At 67.9% G+C, this 22,216-nt stretch carries 19 protein-coding genes; 14 read left to right on the forward strand and 5 right to left on the reverse strand.

Annotation, left to right across the window (positions count from 1 at the left end):
- The first annotated feature begins 24 nt into the window (after positions 1-24).
- Positions 25-795 (forward strand): alpha/beta hydrolase, encoded by a 771-nt coding sequence (locus ACU5AP_RS09090; RefSeq protein WP_446681110.1) that lies wholly within the window; start codon positions 25-27, stop codon positions 793-795.
- A gap of 51 nt (positions 796-846) precedes the next feature.
- Here ACU5AP_RS09090 and ACU5AP_RS09095 read toward each other — a convergent pair whose 3' ends face one another.
- The gene (locus ACU5AP_RS09095; protein WP_446681111.1) at positions 847-2,268 is read right to left on the reverse strand and encodes a YncE family protein; all 1,422 of its coding nucleotides are present in this window, start codon (positions 2,266-2,268) and stop codon (positions 847-849) included.
- A gap of 16 nt (positions 2,269-2,284) precedes the next feature.
- Complete coding sequence (locus tag ACU5AP_RS09100) at positions 2,285-4,390, reverse strand: TonB-dependent receptor domain-containing protein (RefSeq protein WP_446681112.1); 2,106 nt, start codon at positions 4,388-4,390, stop codon at positions 2,285-2,287.
- 291 nt (positions 4,391-4,681) lie between these two features.
- Here ACU5AP_RS09100 and ACU5AP_RS09105 point away from each other — a divergent pair, with 291 nt between their 5' ends.
- Positions 4,682-5,629, forward strand: a complete 948-nt coding sequence (locus tag ACU5AP_RS09105) for a LysR family transcriptional regulator (protein WP_232623971.1) — start codon at positions 4,682-4,684, stop codon at positions 5,627-5,629.
- On the opposite strand, the gene ACU5AP_RS09110 is transcribed toward ACU5AP_RS09105, so the two are convergent.
- Both ACU5AP_RS09110 and ACU5AP_RS09115 read right to left on the reverse strand, forming a co-directional pair.
- Positions 5,594-6,991: a sensor histidine kinase gene (locus ACU5AP_RS09110; protein ID WP_128719582.1), complete on the reverse strand. Its 1,398-nt coding sequence runs from the start codon at positions 6,989-6,991 to the stop codon at positions 5,594-5,596. The genes ACU5AP_RS09105 and ACU5AP_RS09110 overlap by 36 nt on opposite strands.
- Positions 6,969-7,646, reverse strand: coding sequence for a winged helix-turn-helix domain-containing protein (locus ACU5AP_RS09115; protein WP_040344488.1), 678 nt, complete (start codon positions 7,644-7,646; stop codon positions 6,969-6,971). The genes ACU5AP_RS09110 and ACU5AP_RS09115 overlap by 23 nt, the downstream gene beginning before the upstream one ends.
- Before the next feature lie 141 nt (positions 7,647-7,787).
- On the opposite strand from ACU5AP_RS09115, the gene ACU5AP_RS09120 reads away from it, so the two are divergent.
- Genes ACU5AP_RS09120 through ACU5AP_RS09145 form a run of 6 tightly spaced genes read left to right on the forward strand, consistent with a single transcriptional unit; the run spans position 7,788 to position 16,247 of the window.
- Complete coding sequence (locus ACU5AP_RS09120; protein ID WP_223850953.1) at positions 7,788-9,035, forward strand: isochorismate synthase; 1,248 nt, start codon at positions 7,788-7,790, stop codon at positions 9,033-9,035.
- Positions 9,032-10,660: a (2,3-dihydroxybenzoyl)adenylate synthase gene (locus ACU5AP_RS09125; protein WP_128719584.1), complete on the forward strand. Its 1,629-nt coding sequence runs from the start codon at positions 9,032-9,034 to the stop codon at positions 10,658-10,660. The genes ACU5AP_RS09120 and ACU5AP_RS09125 overlap by 4 nt, the downstream gene beginning before the upstream one ends.
- On the forward strand, positions 10,657-11,304 hold the full coding sequence (locus tag ACU5AP_RS09130) for an isochorismatase family protein (protein ID WP_128719585.1): 648 nt from the start codon (positions 10,657-10,659) through the stop codon (positions 11,302-11,304). The genes ACU5AP_RS09125 and ACU5AP_RS09130 overlap by 4 nt, the downstream gene beginning before the upstream one ends.
- On the forward strand, positions 11,301-11,564 hold the full coding sequence (locus ACU5AP_RS09135) for a phosphopantetheine-binding protein (RefSeq protein ID WP_024353927.1): 264 nt from the start codon (positions 11,301-11,303) through the stop codon (positions 11,562-11,564). Before ACU5AP_RS09130 ends, ACU5AP_RS09135 begins: the two co-directional genes overlap by 4 nt.
- Positions 11,565-11,574: 10 nt before the next feature.
- Positions 11,575-15,465, forward strand: a complete 3,891-nt coding sequence (locus ACU5AP_RS09140; RefSeq protein ID WP_446681113.1) for an amino acid adenylation domain-containing protein — start codon at positions 11,575-11,577, stop codon at positions 15,463-15,465.
- On the forward strand, positions 15,462-16,247 hold the full coding sequence (locus tag ACU5AP_RS09145; protein ID WP_446681114.1) for a 2,3-dihydro-2,3-dihydroxybenzoate dehydrogenase: 786 nt from the start codon (positions 15,462-15,464) through the stop codon (positions 16,245-16,247). Before ACU5AP_RS09140 ends, ACU5AP_RS09145 begins: the two co-directional genes overlap by 4 nt.
- Before the next feature lie 21 nt (positions 16,248-16,268).
- Here the strand turns inward: ACU5AP_RS09145 and ACU5AP_RS09150 are convergent, their stop codons facing one another.
- Entirely contained in the window at positions 16,269-17,420 is a 1,152-nt protein-coding gene (locus ACU5AP_RS09150) for an amidohydrolase (RefSeq protein WP_446681115.1), read from the reverse strand.
- A 356-nt stretch (positions 17,421-17,776) separates the two neighbouring features.
- On the opposite strand from ACU5AP_RS09150, the gene ACU5AP_RS09155 reads away from it, so the two are divergent.
- The 6 genes from ACU5AP_RS09155 (at position 17,777) to ACU5AP_RS09180 (ending at position 22,052) form a co-directional block, all read left to right on the forward strand.
- Positions 17,777-18,286, forward strand: a complete 510-nt coding sequence (locus tag ACU5AP_RS09155) for a hypothetical protein (protein ID WP_446681116.1) — start codon at positions 17,777-17,779, stop codon at positions 18,284-18,286.
- Positions 18,287-18,352: 66 nt separating this feature from the next.
- Positions 18,353-18,709, forward strand: coding sequence for a hypothetical protein (locus ACU5AP_RS09160; RefSeq protein ID WP_446681117.1), 357 nt, complete (start codon positions 18,353-18,355; stop codon positions 18,707-18,709).
- A complete protein-coding gene (locus tag ACU5AP_RS09165) occupies positions 18,706-18,993 on the forward strand; it encodes a hypothetical protein (protein WP_446681118.1) in 288 nt (95 codons plus the stop codon). Before ACU5AP_RS09160 ends, ACU5AP_RS09165 begins: the two co-directional genes overlap by 4 nt.
- 499 nt (positions 18,994-19,492) lie before the next feature.
- Positions 19,493-20,098, forward strand: coding sequence for a peptidoglycan-binding domain-containing protein (locus tag ACU5AP_RS09170; protein WP_313635293.1), 606 nt, complete (start codon positions 19,493-19,495; stop codon positions 20,096-20,098).
- Complete coding sequence (locus tag ACU5AP_RS09175; protein WP_446681119.1) at positions 20,095-20,469, forward strand: hypothetical protein; 375 nt, start codon at positions 20,095-20,097, stop codon at positions 20,467-20,469. Before ACU5AP_RS09170 ends, ACU5AP_RS09175 begins: the two co-directional genes overlap by 4 nt.
- A 500-nt stretch (positions 20,470-20,969) precedes the next feature.
- The gene (locus tag ACU5AP_RS09180; protein WP_446681120.1) at positions 20,970-22,052 is read left to right on the forward strand and encodes a Fic family protein; all 1,083 of its coding nucleotides are present in this window, start codon (positions 20,970-20,972) and stop codon (positions 22,050-22,052) included.
- Positions 22,053-22,216: the final 164 nt, after the last annotated feature.

Below are 22,216 nucleotides of genomic sequence, written 5' to 3' on the forward strand. Positions count from 1 at the left end.
GGCCAGATAGGCTAGGGTGGCCGTATGACGCTGACCTCGCCCGCCCCTGCAGACCCGTCCCAGAAGGACGCGGCTCCCGACACGACCCAGCCCTACGCCATCCGCCTGCCCGCTGTCGATGGCGCGCCCGCCGTGGACGTGCGGGTGGCGACGCCGCAGGGCGAACGGCCGCCCGGCGGTTGGCCGGTTCTGGTGCTGCTGGAGGGCGAGGCCTTCTTCGATACGGCCGCCCAGGTGTCCGGACGGTTGCTGCGGCGCTCGGCCAAGACGCGGGTGGAGGCGATGATGACGGCGGGCGTCACCCTGTCGCGCGTGGCTGATCGCGTGGCCGCCTACGCCTTCACGCCGGGACCGCAGGGCCAGGCGCCGGAGCCGCGCGGCGCGGCCCTGCTGGCGCGGCTGGCGACGGAGGTGCTGCCGCAGCTGGCGGCCCTGGGCGCGGATCTCGAGCAGGTGGTGCTGATGGGTCATTCCATGTCGGGCCTTTTCGTCCTCGAGGCGCGCGCCGCCGGAGCGCCCTTCGCCCGCTATGCTGCGATCAGCCCGTCGATCTGGTGGAACCCGGCGGTGGTCGCCGCACAGCCTGAGAGCGCGAACCTGCTGGTCGCGGTCGGCGCCCGTGAGGAGATGGAGGGGCTGCCGCCCGCGCACCTGGCTCGGCGCATGGTCTCCAACGCCCGCGATCTGGAGGCCCGTGGGGCGAGCCTGCGGGTGCTGGAGGACGAGGACCACGGCTCGACGCCCTATGCGGCCCTGCCGGCCGTCCTGCGCTTCGCGGCGCCCTATCGAGGCTAGGTCGGGCGGCAAGAAAAAAAGCCCCCGCGCCCGGCGCGGGGGCTGTTCGGATCAACGCGCCGGGCGGATGCGCAGCACGGAGTCGTTTCCGTCCGTGGTCCAGCCGGACTTGACCGCGACATAGACGTTGCCGCGCCCGTCAGCCGAGACGTGGTTCGCCACCGGCGGGGCGGGCAGATTGGCGACGATGCGGCCGTCGACGTCCGTCACCGTCACCGTGCCCGCGCCGAAGGTGCTGACGAAGGCGCGGCGCGACTTCGGCTCGAACACCACGTTCAGGGCGCCCGCGCCGACCGGGGTGTCGGCCACGACCGAGCCGTCCGAACCGTTCAGCACCACCAGGTTGTCGGTGCCCTGGGCCGCGACGAAGATGCGGTCGGTCTGGGGATCGTGCGAGACGCCGATCACGCTGCGCGCGCCGGGGACGCGGAAGACGTTCAGCACGGTGTCGGCGGCGGCGTCGATGACCGCGACCTCATTGGTCGAGTTGGAGGCGACGTACAGGCGGCGCGCTTCGCGGTCATAGGAGACGCTGGCGGCCGAGAAGGTTTCGCCGCGTACGGTCGAGTCGATCTTGATGCGCTTGGCGACCGTCAGTGCGGCGGTGTCGAACACCACGACCTCGGGCTCGAAGGTGGCGCTGGCGTAGGCCTTGCCGTGCTCTTCGTCGATGACGACGTCGCGGGCGTGGTTGACCGTGCCCGGCTCGAACTGGCGCACCAGCGACAGGTCCGACTGGCGATAGACGGCGACCGTGTTCTGGCGGCTGTTCGAGACCCAGACGGTGTCGTTGGCGTCATCGACCCCGACGCCGTAGACGGCGAAGACGCCGCCGTCCTGGGGCTGGCCGTCGCGGCCGGCGCGGCCCGGCGCGGCGGCCGGGGTGATGCGGGCTTCGACCGCCAGGGTGTCGGCGTTCAGGCGCAGCAGCTCCGACTGGCGCACCGGCGGACGGCCGACCGCCGAGGTGGCGAAGACGGCGTTGCGTTTGGCGCTGTAGGCGGTCTGGTACAGGCCGCGCGTCGGCTGGATGCTGGTGATCCGGTAGGCCGCCTCGTTCGACAGCGGCACGTTCGGCGAGATCTTCAGATTGGCCAGGACGGCGTTGTAGGGCGCCTGCGACACCGCCACGATCGGGTGGTTGCCGGGCTGGGCGTTCGCCGGCAGCGTCAGGCGCGCTTCGAAGCCGCCCTCGGCGTTCGCCGTGATCGGGCCGGTCGACAGCGGCGTCTGGCCGTACATCAAGGTGATGCTCTGGCCGGGGTGGAAGCCGCGACCGGCAGCCACGACCGGGCCGCCTGGCAGGACGGGCTTGCCGCGCTCGCCGGACGAGAAGCTCACCTGGCCTTCGATCAGGCGCTCGGGAGCAGAGAACAGGCTCTGGGCCGAGGCGATGGCCGGAACCGCGATGGCGGACGCCGCCAGAAGCGCGCCGAGGGCGACGCCGCGAAGGGATTTGCGGAGGTTGGTCATGATTGAGTTTTCCGGATCAGAAGCGGGTGGTCAGGCCAACGAAGAAGCGGCGGCCGGGCGAGTAGTAGCCATCGCCGGCGGTGCCGCTGACCTTCTCGTTGAAGAGGTTGGAGACGCCGGCGCGCAGGGTCACCGTGTCGGACGCCTCATAGGCGGTGGTCAGGTCGAACTCGGTGCGGGCGTTGGTCAGGGTCGAGCCGCCGCTCAGCTGTTCGCCGGTGTACTGGGCCGACAGCATGACCCCCAAACGATCGGTCGCCCGCCAGTCCAGCGAGGCGTAACCCGACCATTCCGGCGTGGTGATCAGGCTGGCCCCGGTGTCCAGGTTCTTGGCCTCGATCATCCAGGTGGCGTTGCCGCGCAGGGTCAGGTCGTAGGGCAGGGCCGCAGAACCGCTGAGCTCCAGGCCCTTGGTGCGGGCGCGCTGGACGTTCTCGTTCTTGGTCCACCAGCGGCCTTCGAAATAGCCCAGCGGCGCGTACTGGATCTTGTTCTCGAAGTCGGTGTGGAAATAGGTGGCGGCGAAGCTGTAGGCGTCGCCGTGATAGGCGAAGCCGAACTCGTAGCTGGTGCTTTCCTCGGGCTTGAGGTTGGGGTTGCCCGCCATCCAGCAGCCGCCCGAGGTGTAGACCAGCGGATTGCCGTTTCCGTCCAGGATCGGATTGCCGTTCTTGTCCTTGGCGGCCATGCCGATCAGGCCCCGGCAGCCGTTGCCGCCGGACTGGGTCGCGGCGCCGGCGCTGTTCTCCTTCAGGGACGGGGCGCGGAAGCCCTTGGACACGCCGCCGCGCAGGGTCCAGGCCTCGGCCGGATGCCATACCAGATAGGCGCGCGGGCTGAAGTGCTCGCCGTACTTGTCGTGGCTGTCCAGGCGGCCGCCGAGCGTCAGCAGCAGGTTTTCGCGCAGGGTGATCTGGTCCTCGGCGAAGACGGCCGCCGTGTCGCCTTTCAGCGTGGCCCCGGTGATGACGTTGCCGTCATAGTCGATCGGCACCGTGCCGATGGTGTCGGTGTTGGTCAGCTCTTCCTGGCGGTACTGGGCGCCGAGGGCGACCTTGTGCCGCCAGACGAAATTCTTTTCGAAGTTCCACAGGCCGTCGACGATCCACTCCTCGAATTCGCCGGAGCCGCCGTACTCGCCCATCGCCTTGTTCTCGAAGGCGTTGCGATAGACGTCCAGGCGCGTCTTGCCGAAGGACCATTCGCCTTCGTGGCCGGCGCGGAAGTTGGTGCGTTCGGTTTCCGAGCCGAAGGCCCCCTGCGGCGTCAGCACGCCGTTGCGGTTCGGCACCAGCAGCTTGGGCGCCAGAGGCTCCTCCACCCCATAGTTGGCCTCGAACGAGAGGTTGTGGTTCTCGACGGGCGCCCAGTTCAGCACGCCGTTCAGGCTCTTGTTGACGACGCCGCCCGTGCCGTTGGCGCCGGAGAGGTTCACTTCGTCGGGATTGGTGCGGGCGTAGGTCGCGCCCAGGCGCAGGCCCAGGTTCTCCGTGAGCGGGCCGGCCACGTTGACGCCCAGCTGATAGGCGTCGCCGCGCTCGGAATCCTCGGACCAGGTGTAGCTGGTGTTGGCCGAGCCGCGCCACGTCGGGGCGATCTTGCGGGTGATGATGTTGATGACCCCGCCCATGGCGTCGGAGCCGTAGAGGGACGACATCGGGCCGCGCACCACCTCGATGCGCTCGATCATGTCGGGCGAGATCCAGTTCAGATCCTGGCGGCCCAGGTCGGGGCGATAGCTGATGTCGCGCGAGTTGCCGACGCGACGCCCGTCGACCAGAACCAGGGTGTAGTTGTCCGGCAGGCCGCGGATGGTGATCTTGGACATGGCGCCGGTCGGGCTGACGCCGCCGGTCACGCCGGGCAGGCGGCCCAGCAGTTCGCCCAGGCTCTGGACCGGCTGACGTTCGATCTCGTCGCGGGTGATGACGCTGACCGAGGCCGGGGCGTCGCGCACGTCGACGGTCGAGCCCGAGGCGGTCACGATCACATCGCCGACGGCGGTGGCCTGCGGATCGACGCCTGAGAGATCGGCGGGAATCGTCTCGGCCAGGACCGGCGATGTGGCGAGCAGGGTGGTTGTCATCAGGCCCAGCCCGATGCGGCGTTTCGATAGGTGCATCTGCGCCCCCAAAGGCGTGCGTTGGCGGGCGACGAGCGCCCGAGGAGGGGAGGAAAGCTCGACCGTGCGAGCGGCTCGCTCCTAATAATCATTCGCAATATTGTCTCAATGTCGGATTCGGCATGGGGCGTATTCGCCCAGCCGCATGAGGGCGCGGCCGTCGGAGGCGCGATGGGCTGGGAGCAAAGGCCTATGTCGATGTGTTGCAATTAAGAGGCGTTCTTAATACAGCGGAGGCTGACGCCGAGCGTCATGCAGCGAGGCCATATGTCGGGGCGACTTCCCCACCGCGTGGATTTCACCCTGCTTCAGCATCTTCAGGTGCTGATCGAGCTGCGCAGCGTCTCGCGCGCAGCCGAGCGCCTGGGCATCGGCCAGCCGGCGATGAGCCGCATCCTGGCCCGGCTGCGCGATCAGTTCGACGACCCTCTGCTGGTGCGCGGGCCGCGCGGCATGATGCCGACGCCGCGCGCCGAGGCCCTGTCCGGCCCCTTGCGCGCCTGGCTGGACGCGGGCGAGAGCCTGCTGCGCGACCCCGGCCTGGACGTCGGTCGGATGAAGCGGGTGTTCCGCCTGGCCTCCACCGACTTCGGCCTGCTCAGCGTTCTGACGCCGGCCCTGGCCCGTATCGAGCACGAGGCGTCGGGGGTGGAGCTGGCGGTCGAGCCTCTGTCGGACGCCAGCCTGCGGCGGCTGGAGGACGGCCGGCTGGATCTGGTGCTGACGGGATGGAATCCCGAAGGCGCGGGGCTGAAGTCGCGCTGGCTATTTCGCGAGACTCATCTGGGCCTGGCGCGGCCGGATCATCCTGTGCATCAGGCGACGCCGACGCACGCCGAACTGCTGCGCTGGCCCCATGTCGTCCCCTCGGCGGGGGACGGATTCGGCGACTGGGTGGCGGATGACCTGCCGGACATGGCCGAGCGCCGCGTCCTGGTGCGGGCCGAGAGCTTCGCCCTGGTTCCCTATCTGTTGCAGACCAGCGAAGCGGTGGCCCTGCTGCCGCGTCGGGCGGCCGAGCATTTCGCGGCGACGCATGGTCTCGGCGCCTTTCCAGCGCCGCAGGAGATGCGGCCGTTCGACTACCACCTGGTCTGGCACGAACGCTCGGACGGGGACGCCGGAACCCAGTGGTTGATCGACGCCCTCTTCGCTGGATTCGAGCCAGGCCCCGCACCGGTGGGGGCTGACGGCGCAGACAGTTCAGGAGACGGTCGGCAGCGCCAGTTCCACGGCTAGTCCGGGCCGGTTGTCGTCCAGCCGCAGTTCGCCGCCGTGCGCCCGCGCCACGGCGGCCACCATGGCCAGGCCCAGGCCCGCGCCGGAGGTATGGCCGCTCCCGCCCTGACCAAGGCGATAGAAGCGGCGCAGGATCTTGTCGCGCTCGGCTTCCGGCACGCCGGGGCCGTGGTCGGCGACGCGGACGACCGCCCGGCCTTTTTCGCTGCACGTCGAGACCTCGATCCGGCCGCCGCCATGGAAGACGGCGTTCTCGATCAGGTTGGCCAGGGCCTGCTGGATCAGGGCGGGGTCGGCCTCGACCGCTCCTGTAGGGGCGAGGGCGAAGGTCAGGCGCCCGCCCGCCTCTTCGACGAAGGGGCTGTAGATGTCTGCCACCGTGGCGGCCAGGGCGGCGAGATCCAGCCGTTCGGTCTGCAAGGCGGCGTCGCCGCTCTCGATCCGCGCCAGGGTCAGCAAGGCCTCGAACAGGGCGCTGACCTGATCCGTCTCCTCCAGCGCGCGTTCGACGGCGGCCTCGCGCGCCTGGGCGTCGTCCAGATTGGCGGCCAGATCCTCCAGTCGATTGCGGATCCGGTTCAGCGGCGCGCGCAGTTCGTGAGCCACGCCCTCGGACAGGGTCTTCAGCGTCGTCAGCGCCGCCTCCTGCCGGTCCAGCATCCGGTTGAGGTTGGCCGACAGCTCATCGAACTCCCGCCCCAGGCCGACGGCGGGCAGGCGCGCCGAATCCTGACCGGCGATGATGCGGCCGACCGCCTGGTTGACGTCTTCCAGACGCCGCAGGAACAGCCGTCCCGCGAACCAGCCGCCGGCCAGAGCCAGCAGGATCAGGACGATCCCGCTCATCAGGGCGTAGCGGCGGATGCCGCCGCGCAGCTCGTCCAGATGCTGGATGTCGCGTCCGACCGCCAGCAGGCCGCCGTCGGAGGCCCGCGCGCTCAGCGCCAGCATGTTCGGCGTCTGGTCGGGCCATCGCGCGGGGCGCGCCTTGTTGGGCAGGTTGCGGCGGAAGCCGGTCTCATTGACCGCCAGCCGCGTCAGGCCGTTGGAGAAGGCGCTGCCGTCCGGCGCCTCCACCAGCAGCAGATAGCGCCGGGCGTCGCGGTTCCGGGCCTCGGCGTTCAGCTCCTGCACCAGCTGGGCCGTGCCGTGCCGGTCAGCGTCGGCGCGCATGACGTCCATCTGATGGTTCAGCCCGTCGCGGACCTCGGCCTCGGCGAAGCGCATCAGCCCATAGTCCACCCCCGCGATCATCACCGCCGCGCCCAGTCCGAACAGGGCAGAGAAGGCGGCGGCGTAGCGCAGGCTGGCCGTGGACCAGACCGACGGGCGTTTCGGCTCAGTCCGGGGCCTTGAGGACATAACCCACTCCCCGGATGGTGTGGATCAGCTCCTGATCGAAGCCGCGATCCACCTTGGCGCGCAGGCGGCTGATGTGGGCGTCGATCAGATTGGCGCGGGGGTCGAAGTGAAAGCCCCACAGGCTTTCCAGCAGCATGGTGCGCGTTACGGCGTGACCGGCGTTGCGCGCCAGCCGCTCCAACAGTTTGAACTCATGCGGGGTCAGGTCCAGCGTCCGGCCCGCGCGGGTCGCCCGGTGGGCGGCCACGTCGACCTCCAGATCGGCGACCCGATGCCGCGTCGTGGCTTCGGCCAGCGGGGGGCGCCGCACCAGCGCCTGCAGCCGCGCGCTCAGTTCGCTGAAGGCGAAAGGCTTGACCAGATAGTCGTCGGCGCCCGCGTTCAGCCCCGCCACCCGGTCGTCGACCGAGCCCAGCGCCGTCAGCATCAGCACCGGCGTCTTCAGCCCGCCCGCGCGCATGGCCTGGACCGCTTCCAGACCGGGCAGCCCCGGCATCATGCGGTCAACGACGATGGCGGCGTATGCGCCCTCCATCGCCATGTGCAGACCGGCCTCGCCGTCGCCCGCCTCATCGACCGTATGCCCCTGCTGGCGCAGGCCTTCGGCCACGAAGGCGCGGGTTCGGGCATCATCGTCAATGACAAGCATTCGCATGGGCGCCCTTCTAAACCTCTGCGACGAAACGACCAGACCGGCTTGGAATTAATCTCGCCGCAAGACAATGCGAAGGTTGCTCGGCTATAGGCCAGTTTGTTGCGAATGATATGCAACAGCTTGAGTGCGGCAGGGATCAGCATGGAGTCGAGAGTAGCGGAGTTCTGGGGCGCGCCCGATCTGTCGGTTCAGATCGGCGGCGGCGCATCCGAACGGCATGAGGCCGCCGCGCCGAAGGACGACATGGACTGGGCTTTTGGATTGAGCACGCCGGAGCTGCGGCTCTTCACCACGGGCCTGAAGCAGCGCCTGACGCCGGGACCGGCGGCGACCCTGGGCGTGCGCGTGCGCCGCTTCTTCGCCGATCTGCCGGTCGCGCCGGAAACCGATGAGCCGTCGCCGCGTCTGCTGGTCGGCGCCTTGCCGTTCGACCGCAACGCCGACGACTGCCTGTTCCTGCCCGAGCGCGCGGCCAACCGCATCTGGGACATGTCTTCTACGGCGTCTCGCCCTGCGATCCGCGCCCTGACGCCCGAGCCTTCGCGCGCGGCCTATGAGGCGGCGGTGACGCAGGCGCTTGAGGCCATGCGCGCCTCTCAGGGCGGCGCCGAGCCGGTCGACAAGGTGGTGCTGTCGCGCAGCCTGAAGGTTCAGGGCGACGGCGCGATCGACCCCTTCGCCCTGTGGCGCGACCTGAAAGCCGATCCGACTGCCGCCCGCTTCCTGACGCCTCTGGGCGAGGGGGCTGGCGGGGCCATGCGCCGTCTGGTCGGCGCCACGCCCGAACTGCTGGCGTCCAAGCGCGGCCCGGCCGTCTTCTCTCATCCTCTGGCCGGATCGGCCCGCCGCAGCACCGACGTGGTGCAGGACGAGGCGGCGGCGCAAGGCCTGCTGGCCTCCGACAAGGACCGCCGCGAACACGCCCTGGTGGTCGAGGCCATCATGGACCTGCTGGCGCCCTATTGCAGCGACCTGCGCGCGCCGCCCGGCCCGGCGCTCGTCTCGACCCGGACCATGTGGCACCTGGGCACCCGTATCGAGGGGCGGCTGCATCGCCCCGACGAGACTTCCGCCGCCGAACTGGCCGCCCTGCTGCATCCGACGCCCGCCGTCTGCGGCTCGCCGCGCGACCGGGCGGCTGAGATGATCCACGCGCTTGAAGGCTATGACCGGGGCTTCTATGCCGGGGCCGTGGGCTGGACCAACGCCTTTGGCGACGGGGCGTGGTACGTCTCCTTGCGCTGCGCCGAGACGTGCGGCGATCAGGCGCGTCTCTATGCCGGGGCGGGCGTTGTCGAAGGCTCAGACCCCGCCGCCGAGGCGGACGAGACGTCGGGTAAGTTCCAGGCCGTCCTGCGCGCCCTGGGCGTGGATGAGGCGAGCGTATGATTCCCCTGCAACAGGTCTGGCCGGACGACATGGCGGCGCATTATCGGGCCAAGGGCTATTGGCGCGGCGAAACCTTCTCCCAACTGCTGCGCAGCCGGGCGGAGGCGCAGCCTGACGCCGTCGCCGTGGTCGGCATGGACCAACGCTGGACCTATGGCGAGCTGCTGCAAAAGGCCGAGACGGCCGCCGCCGGTTTTCTGGCGCTGGGCCTGAAGCCCGGCGACCGGGTGGTGGTGCAGTTGCCGAACCTGCCCGAGTTCCTCAGCGTGGTGTTCGGCCTGTTCCGGGCCAAGCTGATCCCCGTCTATGCGCTGCCCGCGCACCGCTCGACCGAGATCGTCCATTTCCTGACGCGCGCCGAGGCGTCGGCCTATGTGGTGGCCGACCGGCATGAAGGGTTCGACTATCGCGCCCTGGCCCGCGCCGTTCAGGCCGAGATTCCGGACCTGCGCCATGTGGTCGTGGTGGGCGAGGCCGAGGAGTTCGCATCCTTCGACGGTTTTCGCGCCGATCCGGCCTCCCTGCCGACGGACGACGCCGATCCGTCCGACGTGGCCTTCCTGCAGATTTCGGGCGGCTCGACCGGCCTGTCCAAGCTGATCCCGCGCACCCACGACGACTATCTCTACAGCGTGCGCGAGAGCGCCGACATCTCGGGGCTGGAGCCGGAGAGCGTCTATCTGACGGCCCTGCCGGCGGCGCATAATTTCCCGATGAGCTCGCCGGGCTATCTGGGCGCCCTCTATGTCGGGGCGACGGTGGTGATGGCGCCGTCGCCGTCGCCGGACGTCTGCTTTCCCCTGATCACGCGCGAGGGGGTGACGATCACCGGACTGGTGCCGCCTCTGGCCCTGCTGTGGATGCAGGCGGCGGCCAAGAAAACCCACGACCTGTCCAGCCTTCAAGTGCTGCTGGTCGGCGGGGCGAAGTTCCTGCCCGAGGCCGCGCGGCGCGTGCGCCCGGAGCTGGGCTGCACCCTGCAACAGGTGTTCGGCATGGCCGAGGGGCTGGTCAACTACACCCGGCTGGACGACCCCGAGAGCCTGATCGTCGAGACGCAGGGGCGACCGATCAGCCCTGACGACGAAATCCTGATCGTCGACGACGCGGGCGCGCCGGTGGCCGAGGGCGAGCCGGGCAATCTGCTGACGCGCGGGCCCTATACGATCCGCGCCTATCACAATGAACCGGCGGCCAATGCGCGGTCCTTCACCGACGACGGCTTCTATCGCACCGGCGACGTGGTGCGCCGCACGCCCGAGGGCTATCTGGTCGTCATGGGTCGGGCCACCGACCACATCAACCGCGCGGGCGAGAAGATCTCGGCCGAGGAGGTCGAGGATCACCTGCTGGCCCATCCGGCCGTCTTCGACGCCGCTGTGGTGTCGGTGCCCGACGACTATCTGGGCGAGCGCATCTGCGCCTTCATCATCCCCGACGGCGCCGCGCCGCGCGGCGTCGAGCTGAAGGCGTGGATGCGCAAGCGCGACATCGCCGATTTCAAGGTGCCGGACCAGATCGTCTTCGTCGACGACTTCGCCGTGACCGCCGTGGGCAAGGTCAGCCGCCGCGAACTGCGCGCGGCCCTTCGCCAGCGCATTCTGGAAGAAGAGGGCAAGGCGTGAGCGTCTCCAGAGGTCTGCCCACCGTCCCGGCCTACGCCCTGCCCACCGAGGCGGAGATCCCCGCCTCGCGCGCCCAGTGGACGCTGGAGCGTGATCGCGCCGCCCTGCTGGTCCACGACATGCAGCGCTATTTCATGCGCCCCTATGCGCCGGGCGCTGAGCCGCTGCCGGGACTGATCGCCAACATCGCCCGCCTGATCGCGGCGGCGCGGGCGGCGGGCGTGCCCGTCTTCTACACCGCCCAGAACGGCGATCAGGATCGCCGCGACCGGGGGCTGCAGGCCGACCTGTGGGGGCCGGGCATGAGCCGCGCGCCCGAGCATGAAGACATCCTGCCCGAACTGGCCCCGGCGCCGGGCGACTTTCCTCTGGTCAAGCACCGCTACAGCGCCTTCCAGCGCAGCAACCTCGAGACGCTGATGCGCGTGCGGGGGCGGGACCAGCTGATCGTCTGCGGAGTCTACGCCCACATCGGCTGTCAGCTGACGGCGGCCGAGGCGTTTCAGCGCGATATCGAACCCTTCTTCGTCGCCGATGCGCTTGGCGACTTCTCGCGCGACAAGCATATGGGCGCGGTGGCCTGGGCCGCCGACACCTGCGCCGTGGCCCTTTCGACGGCGCGCGTTCTGGAACGACTGACATGACCAAGCTGACCCCGCAGGATCTGACGCTGGAGCGGATGCGCGCCGATGTCGCCGCCGTGCTGCACGAAACGCCGGACTCCATTCTGGACGACGACAATCTGATGGACCTGGGCGTCGACTCCTTGCGCGCCCTCAACCTGTCGCTGGCGTGGAGCGAGGCCGTGCCGCTGGAGTTCAGCGAACTGGCTGAACACACCACGCTCGCGGGCTGGTGGAGCGTGGTTCAGGCGCGCCTGCGCGCCGCCGGTCACGACGCCTGACGCCTGTATCATGGACGACGGACGCATGGCGGCGGTGCTGGAACACCCGCTGACGGAAGCCCAATCCGGCCTGTGGTTCGCCCAGAGGCTGGACCCGGCCAATCCGATCTTCAACACGGCCCACTATCTCGACATCCGGGGCGATCTGGACGTTGAAGCCTTCCGCGCCGCCGTCGATCAGACCGCCGCCGAGGCCGAGGCCCTGTCGCTGCGTTTCGTCGAACGAGACGGCGAGGTGTTCCAGACCCTCGATCCGACCCATCGCCCCCTGTTGCAGATCGTCGACGTGTCCGCCGCCGCCGATCCGGTCGCCGAGGCCATGGCCGCCATGCGCCGCGATCATGAGACGCCGCTCGACCCGACGCGCGACCCGCTGGCCGCCAACATCCTGTTCCGCATGGGACCGCAACGCTTCCTGTGGAGCCTGCGCGTCCACCATCTGGCCACCGACGGTTTCGGCATGGCCCTGCTGACCAACCGCACAGCCGAGCTTTACAACGCCGCGTGCGGCGGCCTGACGCCCGGTCCAGTCTTCAACCCCATCGCCAAGATCTGGGACGAAGACGCCGCCTACCGCGTCTCCGACAAGCGCACGGCCGACGCCGCCTACTGGCGCGAGATCATGGGCGACGCGCCCGAGGTCGCCTCCCTGGCGCCCGGCAAGGCCACGACCGCCCACCGCTTCCACCGCATCGAACGCGCCCTGCCGCCGCAGGTCACGGCCCGCCTGCGCGCCCGCGCCGACGCCGGGCGCCTGTCCTGGCCCGACGTGCTGACCGCCATCGGCGCCGCCTATGTCCGCCGCTTCTCAGGGGCGGAGGAGGCCGTGATCGGCGTGCCGTGGATGGGCCGCATGGGCAGCGCCTCGGCGCGCACGCCCGCCATGATCATGAACGTCCCGCCGCTGCGCCTGACGCTGGACGAGGACGCGCCGCTGGACGTGCAACTGATCCTGGCCTCCAAGGCCCTGATCAAGACCCGCCGCCACGGTCGTTACCGCAGCGAGCAGCTGCGGCGCGATCTCGGCCTGATCGGCGGAGCGCGGCGCCTGTATGGGCCGCTGGTCAATGTCCTGCCGTTCGACCTGCCGCCGCGCTTTGCGGGGCTGGACACGACGCTGAAGGTGCTGGGCACCGGCCCGGTGGACGACATCAGCTTCACCTTCCGCGGCGACGCCGTCCCGGTCCTGACGCTGGAGGTCGACGCCAACCCCGACCTCTACACGCTGGAGGAGGCCGCCGCCCACGCAGAGCGTCTGGCCGCCTTCCTGACCAACGCGCTCGATGCGGAGACCCTGGGCGAAGTTCCCATCGCCACGCCCAGCGAGGCCGCGCGCGAACTGGAAGCCTTCAACGCCACCGCCCATCCGGTTCCCGACACGACGCTGACCGCCCTGCTGGAGGCGGCGATGAAGGCGACGCCGGACGCCCCGGCGCTGACCTTCGGCGATCAGACCCTGACCTATGCCGAGCTGAACCGCCGCACGGCGGCGCTGGCCTCGGCGCTGGCGGCGCGCGGCGTGGGGCGCGAGAGCCTCGTCGCCGTGGCCCTGCCGCGTTCGCTGGATCTGGTGATCGCCCTGGTCGCGACCTTACGCGCGGGCGGGGCCTATCTGCCGCTGGATCTGGAGCATCCGGCCGAGCGCATCGCCGCCATCGTCCGCGCCGCCGGGCCGAGCGTCGTGCTGGCTCATGAAGATATCGGCGGCGCGTTCGGCGAGGCTCTGCTGGCGCCCGCTGACTGGCCGCTGGACGGGATTGCGCCCGTCGTCGCGCAAGGGGGCGAGGACGCCGCCTATGTCATCTACACCTCGGGGTCGACCGGCGATCCTAAGGGGGTGCTGGTCGAGCATCGCGCCATAGTCAACCGCCTGCTGTGGATGCAGGCCGAATACGGCGTCGGCGCCCAGACCCGCATCCTGCAGAAGACGCCCGCCACTTTCGACGTGTCGGTGTGGGAGTTCGTCCTGGCCCTGATTTCGGGCGGCGAACTGGTCGTGGCCCCGCCCGGCGCGCACCGCGATCCGGCGGCCATCGCCGGGCTGATCCGCCGCCACGCGATCACCGACCTGCACTTCGTCCCCTCCATGCTGTCGGCCTTTCTGGCCGATCCGGCGGCCAAGGGGATCGCGGTCGCCCACGTCTTCTGCAGCGGCGAGGAACTGCCCGCTGAACTGCGCGATCGTTTCCACCAGACGGTGAAGGCTGAACTGCACAACCTCTACGGCCCGACCGAGGCGGCGGTGGACGTCAGCTATTGGGCCGCCGGGCCGGATGATACGTCCCGCCCCATGCCGATCGGCTGGCCGGTGTGGAACACGCGGCTGGTCATTCTGGACGAGCGGCTGCGCCCCGTGGCGCCCGGCATGGGCGGCCATCTGCATCTGGGCGGGGTGCAACTGGCGCGCGGCTATCTGAACCGGCCCGACCTGACCGAGGACCGCTTCATTCCCGACCCGCACCATCCAGGTCAGCGCCTGTATCGCACGGGCGACGTGGCGCGCAGGCGGGCTGACGGGGCCGTCGTCTATCTGGGCCGCAGCGATCATCAGGTGAAGATCCGCGGCCTGCGCATCGAACTGGGCGAGATCGAAGCCGCCGTCATCGCCAGCGGTTTGGCGCGCGAGACGGTGGTGCTGGCGCGCGAAGACCGGCCGGGAGAGCGCCGTCTGGTCGTGTATCTGGTCCCGGCTGAGGGCTACGATCCCGCCGCCCTGAAGGCCAGGCTGGCCGCGCGCCTGCCCGATTATATGGTGCCCGCCGCTATCGTGGCGCTGGACGCCCTGCCGACGACCTCCAACGGCAAGCTGGACCGCAAGTCGCTGCCCGCCCCGGTGTTCGAGGCTGCAGCGGGCCGGGCGGCCGAGACGCCGACCGAGAAAGTCATCGCCGAACTGTTCGCCGAGACGCTGGGCCGGGCGGAACCGGCGGGCGCTGACGACGACTTCTTCACCTTGGGCGGGGACTCCCTGCTGGCGGTGCATCTGATGATGCTGATCCGCGAGCGGCTGGGGCGCGATCCGGGGCTGGGCGCCCTGTTCGACCGGCCGCGCGTGGCTGAACTGGCCGCCCTGATCGACGCCGAGGCGCTGGACTTCGACAACGGGCTGGGCGTGCTGATCCGTCTGGCCGAGGGCGATCCGGCCCTGCCGCCGCTGTTCCTGGTCCACCCGGCGGGGGGGCTATCGTGGGGCTATCGGACACTGGCGCGCGCCCTGTCGCCGCGCCGCACGGTGTGGGGCGTGCAGTCGCCCGCGCTTGATCCCAATAACGCCCTGCCGGACGGCATCGACGCGCTGGCGTCGGTCTATGTCGATCACATTCTGGCCTTGGGCGCGCCCGGTCCGGTTCACATCGCAGGCTGGTCCGTCGGCGGCATCATCGCTCAGGCGGCGGCGGTCGAGCTGGAGCGGCGCGGGGTCAAGGTCGGGCTGATGGCCATGCTGGACTCCTATCCGGCCGAGTGCTGGCGCGCCGAGCCGGACCCAGATCCGGTCGACGCGATGCGCGCCCTTCTGGCCATCGCCGGATATGACCCGACCCAGTATCCCGAACTGCGTAGCCGCGCGGCCATTGTCGCCTTCCTGAAGGCGGGTGACAGCGCGCTGGGCGGCCTGCCCGAGGCGGCGCTGGACGGAGTGATCCGCGTGGTGCTGGACACCAATCGTCTGGTGCGGGAGCATCATCACAAGCCCTTCGGCGGCCGCACCACCCATGTCCGCGCGGCGCTGGATCACAAGGAGCGCGATCTGACGCCCGGCCTGTGGCGGCCCTATGCGGCCGATTTGGACGTGGTCGAGGTTCCCTTCCTGCACCCGCAACTGACCGGCCCGGCGGCGACGGCCCTGATCGCCCCGGCGCTGGACGCCCGCATGACCGCCGCAGAGGATACGACACGATGAGAGACAGCGGACTGTCCGGCCGTCTGGCCCTGGTCACGGGCGCGGGCGGCGGCATCGGCGCCGCCGTGGTGCGCCTGCTGGTCGAGGAGGGCGCGCGCGTGGTGGCGACCGACCTGCCGTCCACCGCCCTGTCGGGTCTGGCCTTCCTGAACGGCGTGCGGGTCGAGCCGCTGGACGTGTCCGACGGCGCGGCGGTTGAAGCCCTGTTCGACCGCATCGAGGCCGAGGACGGCCCGATCGACTTCGTGGCCAGCGTCGCAGGCGTGCTATCCAATGTGACGGTGGATCAGACCTCCGACGCCGAATGGCGCCGCGTCTTTGCGGTCAATGCGGACGGGGTCTTCCATCTGGGCCGCGCGGCGTCGCGGCGGATGGGCGAGCGGGGCCCAAAAGATAAGAAAAACCGCGCCTTCGTCACCGTCAGCTCCAACGCGGCGGGCGTGCCGCGTCATGCGATGGCGGCCTATGCCGCGTCCAAGGCGGCGGCGACCATGTTCACCCGCTGTCTGGGGCTGGAGCTGGGACCGAAGGGCGTCCGCTGCAACATCGTCGCCCCCGGCTCGACCCTGACGCCGATGCAGACCGGCATGTGGGCCGATGAAGACGGCGCCGCCCGTGTCATCGCCGGCTCGCCCGAGACCTTCAAGGCAGGCATTCCGCTGCAGAAGCTGGCGACGCCCGAAGACATCGCCGAGGCGGTGGTCTTCCTGCTGTCCGACCGCGCCGCCCACATCACCATGACGGACCTGTACGTCGACGGCGGGGCCACGCTGCGCGCCTGATCCCGCCGCCCTGACCTGCCTTCAGGACAGCTTCGCCTCGACGATCCGGGCGAAGACCGAGGCCACGTTCGGCAGCAGGTCGTCGTTGAAGTCATAGGCCGTCTGGTGGACCATCGTCCCGCCCTGTCCGACGAAGAAGTAAGCGCCCGGCGCGATCTGCAACATATAGGCGAAGTCGTCGGTGAACGGGTACGGCTTCAGGTCGCGATGCACCTTGTCCGCGCCGAACACGCCGCCCGCCGCCGCCGCCGCCACATCAGCCTGAGCGGCGGCGTTGAAGACGGGCGGTACGCCCGCCGTCTCGCGCACCGTGACGGTGCAGCCGGTCATGACGCCGACGCCTGTGCAGATGGCCTGAAGCTTCTGCCACATGGTCTCGATCACGTCGGATGAGGTGGCGCGCAGGGTGCCCGCCAGACTGGCTTCGTGCGGCACGACGTTGTGCGACGACCCGGCCTGAAGCTTGGTGACGGTGATCAGGGCCGGCTCCATCGGGTCGACATAGCGGCCGACGATGGACGAGATTTCAGAGGCCACGCGCACGGCGGCCTGAACAGGGTCTTTCGTTTTGTGCGGAGCGGCGCCGTGGCCGCCGACGCCCTGAATGTCGATCTCCCACACCTTATAGCCGTTCATGGTCGGGCCAGTGTGGACCGCCGCCTCGCCCAGCGGCAGCAGCGGCATGTTGTGGTAGCCGTAGACCTCGTCGCACGGATAGCGGTCGAACAGGCCGTCCTCGATCATGGCCACGGCGCCCAGACCCGTCTCTTCCGCCGGTTGGAAGATCAGCACCACGCGGCCGCGCGCGGGCGGGTTGGCGGCCAGATGGCGCGCCACGCCCAGCAGGGTCGCCGTATGGCCGTCGTGGCCGCAGGCGTGCGAGACGCCGGGCCTGGTCGAGGCGTGGGGGACGTTGCTGTCGTCGTTCATGGGCAGGGCGTCCATGTCGGCGCGCAGGCCGATGGACGGGCCGGGTTCGCGCCCTTCGATGACGGCGACCACGCCTTCGCCGCCGACGCCGCCCTCGGGCTTCAGGCCAAGCCCTTCCAGCACGTCGAACACCAGCTTTGCGGTGCGCGACTCCTGACCGGACAGTTCCGGGTGAGCGTGGATGTCCCGCCGCCAGGCGGTCATGTCAGCAGCCAGGGCGGCGAGAGCAGGCAAGGGCGTCATGGGGTCGCGCATCCGTCGAAAAAGGGGAGGCGACGAGGTTAGCATCGCCGCTTTCGAAACGACATAGCGGCCGCCTGCCCTGAGCGCAGGGCGATGAGGCGGGTGTCGGCTTGGGCGAAGAAGATGGCGGACAGAGAGGAAGGCCGACAAGCCTTCCTGTTCAATAACTTAGGCGGACTAACCCGCCCTGGGGCAGTCATTGAAATACAAAGAGATTTTCTGTGTTTGGCTAACGGCCAGAATAGGAAATCGGCCACGAAAAACCCCGCCAGCGTTGCAGCGCATGGCGGGGCACATCACGGTTCAACAAAGCAATCTGAACAGGCGACACCCTATCGGAAGAACGGGGCGCTGTCATGAGCGCCTATTTTCATCGCTGGGGCGCGCCGCCTCCACGCGTGCGTCGTGGCAGCCAATTATCCGCCAACACGCGCTGGACGCGGTTTAGCCGCAAGGAAGGTCAGCGTCTGATCTTCGTCCTCAAGGTCTATTCGGAACGGCTCCGGAAAAAAGGCCACCGCACCGGCGCCCTTGGCACAATCAGTTTTGGCGCGATCCGTTTGGCCGAGGTCCTGGTGTCGCTAAGTGTCAAAGGCAAGGCTGCTCGACTGCCGTCCGCGAACGCAGCCGTCGCCCTCCTTTCGGGGGAACAGGCAGGTGCCTTCTTGTCCGGAGTGAAGGCCGCAATTGCCGATAGCGTGGACGACCTGCCGCGCCCGCTCGGAACGCAGGGCGCCGAGGGCACGAAGCAGATGCTCCAACGCATCGTCACATCGATGGAGAGCGGTCTGTCCGCCGCGCAAGCGCGCGTTCAGGCGCTACAGCCCGCTCCTGCACCAGAGGCCCCGGCCGATCCGGAAGCCTGACGAGCGCGGTTCGTCTTCCACACAATCCCCTGCGTAGGAGCCCGCATGTCTGCAGGCGACGAAATCATGACTCCGGTCTCAAAGCCGGAGGCCGTCAGCATGGCCGAGATCCATGCCTTACGCGGGCTGACCGATGCCGTGGGCACGCTGACCCGACAGGTCGAGCGTATGAACAGCAAGGTCGATGATGTGCGCGAGCGCGTCATCAAGCTGGAGGCGCGTGAATACGAGCGCCAGATCGAAGCCCTGAACGACCGCCTGTCGGCCGCCTTCAGGCGCATCGACGACCTCGAGGGGACGCGAGATCAGCAGAAGGGCGCCAAGGCCTTGGTTGATTGGCTGCGTCAGACGGCGCCGTGGCTGCTGGCGGGCATCGCCGCCTTCGTCGCCGGGATTGGTATCAAGAACGGAGCGGGAGCATGACCGACACGCCCATTCAGCCGCCATCTACGCGGCTCGAGCGCATCAAGGGCTTCATCGGCGATCTAGCCCGTCCTTTCGCCATCATCGCCACGTCGTTCGCCGCGTCCTGGGCAACGATCGTCATCGCCTATCGGGTCGAGAACGGGAACGACGGCGCCATCTTCATCGGCGGCGTCTTCGCGGGTGTAGGGGCGCTCTACATCGGCAAGGCGTGGGAGCTGGCCAAGACCGGCAAGCAGAACGCCGAGGTCGAGATCGCCAAGGCGAAGACTGACGCGATCTGAACGCAGTTAAAGCAAGCGCTCATTCCCGGTCAGGCGTTTGAAGAGGCCGTCGAGCGCCGCGAGCAGATATCCACCAAGTCCAGTCATATCAGGCCAACAAGCTGAGCCGGATTTGGTTGCGGCTGGCAGGGCGGCCGGTCCTAGACCACGCCCGCAGTCCACAACGCGCCCATGATGCAGGCGAGGCTCATCACGCAGAGAGAAACCTCAAACGGCGAGAGCCGCCAGGCAGAGCGATTGCGGTGCTTTCGTGTGGGCATGACGGCCTCTCGGTTTCGAGGATGATCCGGAGGGCCAACGAAGAGGCGCCGCGTAAAGGCAGCGGCTCGCCGTAGAGGCCGCGCCACAGCGTATCCAGCGCCTGATCTGTTTCCTCCAGGGGTTCCATCGAATCACCCCGCCACAGACCGGGGCGGTCTGTCGTTAACAATTGAGGCATCGGCCGAACAACGGTCGTTTTTGCGCCTCTTTTCGTCAAAACTGAACTGGAGACCTCGCCATGAGCATGATGAGCGACGACGAATTCGTGCGCCTGTTTCAGCGGACGTTCGGCCTGACCGAGGACGGATGGCCTGGGCGGGATACGGAAGCCAAACTGAGAGAGCTGGCGGCGCTGGCGGGCGTCAAGGCGCCGTCCCCGTCAGGTGGCGAGATCCCGGCCGACTATTGGCCCATGCTGTCCAAGATCGAGAGCAACGACCGGCCCTATGTGAAGGCCGCCTCGTCCAGCGCGTCGGGGCTGTATCAGTTCATCCGCTCGACCTGGATCGGCGAGGGCGGTCGCTGGGGGTCGGATATGGCCCTCGCGTTCGGCGGCCTGAAGCCGTCGGAGGAAGAGCAACTAGCCCGCGCCAAAACCTTCACCGCCAAGAACGCAGCCCACCTGAAGTCGCAGGGCATTCCGATCAACAAGGCCTCGCTCTACGCAGCGCACTTCTTCGGAGCCGGGACCGCTGCCAAGGTCATTAAGGCCGACGTGAACGACCGCGCGGATCTGATCGCTGGGCGCGCGGCGACGGCGGCCAATCCGTCGATCCTGAAGGGCAAGACCGTGGGCCAGTTCCTGAGCTGGCTGCACAACAAGACTGGGGAATGGGCGCGATGATCCGCCTCCGCGACATCACCTTGACCGGCTGGCTCGTCGTCGCCGCCCTGGCGCTCGCCCTGATCCTGCTGACCATGTGCGCCGTAGATGGCCGCCAGAAGGCCGCTGACCGGCTCCGGCAGGCCGAGGCGCACAAGACCCTAGCCGAGGGCCGCACGGCTGCTGCGCAGGACGCCAGCGCCATCCGCGACCGGGCCGACGACCGCGACCAATCCACCACCTCCATCGTCACCCAGGCCGAAAAGGAAATCCGCCATGCGCCTGATCGCAATGCTGCCGCTGATGCTGCTCGCCGCAGGGTGTGCCAGCTCTCCGATTACCGTGATGCACAGTGCGCCGTGTTCCGCGCTGATCCCGGCCGGGTGGACTGAGCCTGTCCCGTCCGCCGCCCTTCCGCCGGAGCCCTCCGACGAGCGGGACTGGATGGCGTTCGGGGTGGCGCAGACCGGCACCCTCAGGACGGCCAATGGGCGGACGGCGGATGTAATTGGGATCGTGCGTGCGTGTGAGGCGCGGGACGCTGAGGCCGTCGGGCGAATAGGGCGGCCGTGGTGGGCTGTAGCGCTAAAATCGCCAGTAGCGCTTGCGAGAACGAGCAACCCGAAATAGAGGTCATTGCAACGGACCAAACGATGCCCGTCACGAAGGACATGTGAACGGACATGTTTGACCAAAAAGCTTTCTTATCTATCGGATAATTAACGGAAATATATGGACAGTGGCTCGGACATACGAAGCGACACATCCTTGGATATCTTTTAGCCTCAACACAGGCCTTTTCGACTATAAGCTATGGATGGCCCTTGGGGAGGCTGCCTCTAAGTGTCAGCACATAGCCGGCATCCCCCTCGCTCCAGAAAGCGCCGCCCAAATGCACCGGCTCTATCTGATGAAAGGGGCCGTCGCCACGACGGCCATTGAAGGTAACACTCTTTCTGAAGAAGAAGCCGAACAAATCATCGAGGGGCGGCTTACGTTGCCGCCTTCGCAGCAATATCTAGCTGACGAGCTTAACAACATCGTCGATGCCGTGAACGACCTGACCCGCTCGATCGAAGAGTCGGGGCCTCAGCCAATAACGGTAGATATTCTCAAGAACATGAATCGCGCAGTGCTTCGCGGTCTAGATGTCGGTGAGGATGTTGTCCCTGGTGAAATTCGCAGCCATTCAGTTGTGGTCGGTCGCTATAGGTGCGCCCCACCTGAAGATTGCGACTATCTTCTTGAGGAATTTTGCCGCGTCCTTAACACATTTCCGTGCCCAGAGGCGGATCGTCATCAGTTCTGCATAATCAAAGCGATCTGGGCTCATTTGTATTTTGTCTGGATCCATCCCTTTGGGGACGGGAATGGCCGAACCGCTCGCCTATTAGAGTTTTATATTCTTCTGGCGGCAGGATTCCCCCAGCCTACCGGTCACCTCTTGAGCAATCACTACAATAGAACTCGTCCGAAATATTACGAACGTCTCGACGCTGCCGTTCAAGGTGAAGATCAGATAGTCGACTTTATCCGCTACTCAGTAAATGGGCTTGTTGATGGGTTGAGAGAGCAGATCGAATTCATCCGTAATCAGCAATGGCACGTAGCTTGGCTGAACTATGTGCACCAACAGTTCCACAGCCGGAACAGTCCTTCCGAGGTCCGACGGAAGCATCTGGTGCTGGCTCTTTCCGATCAAAAAGAGGCTGTGCCAATATCAAAAATTCCAAGTCTTAGCGCCGATTTGGCCCGGGAGTATTTTGGAAAAACGGCCAAGACCGTCATGCGCGATGTAAACGCGCTTTTGGAAATGGATTTGATTGTGCGTGAGCGCACACAAGTTCGCGCAAACAGACATAAAATTCTAGCATTCCGCGCATGGCGCGCTCCAGATGAGAATGTAGCCTCGTGGCCAGCAGGGAAAGCGCCCAGAATAGGCCGTAGACCTCCGCCGGCTCGCCCTCCAGTCTAGGTCGCGCATTCCATTCTCGTCGGGCTTCAGGCTCCGCTTCGAGGCCCGCTCTCTTCGGAGGGCGGGCCTTTTCATTTGTCGGGATATGGACGCTTGAAACGGACCTGTTCCGCCTCAGTTGTAGCATATGGCCGTTTTCACCTTCGAGACCAATGCCCCGCCTA

The sequence above is a fragment of the Brevundimonas sp. RM1 genome (assembly GCF_052907225.1).